This is a genomic window from Vibrio sp. HI00D65 (assembly GCF_001635455.1).
Taxonomy (GTDB): Bacteria; Pseudomonadota; Gammaproteobacteria; order Enterobacterales; family Vibrionaceae; genus Vibrio.
Window position 1 is genome coordinate 1 of record NZ_LWEH01000461.1, and the last position, 338, is coordinate 338.

1 pseudogene is annotated in these 338 nt (G+C 34.6%); it reads left to right on the forward strand.

Annotated elements, in window-relative coordinates:
• Positions 1 to 80: 80 nt before the first annotated feature.
• Positions 81 to 338, forward strand: a pseudogene (locus tag A3712_RS22835) (HlyD family secretion protein); the annotation flags it as partial.

Genomic DNA, 338 nt, shown 5'->3' on the forward strand with positions numbered 1-338 from the left:
TCATACCGATAGATTCCCCTTTAGAGATTGAATTGCTTGTACCAACACGATCAGCTGGGTTTATAAAATTAGGAGATAAGGTGAAAATTAGGTTTGATTCCTTTCCTTATCAAAAATTTGGCATGTTGGAGGGAAAGATTATACATGTTGACAAGGTACTCTTACTACCCAATGAAAAGCGAATACCAATAAAAACTGATGAAGCAATGTATGTTGTAAAAGCTAGCTTAAATAGTCAATTCATATCCGCTTATGGAAAAAAGTTCTCGCTAAAAGTAGGGATGATCGCTGATGTGGATATCGTTATGGAAAAGAGAAAATTATTTGAGTGGGTTTTA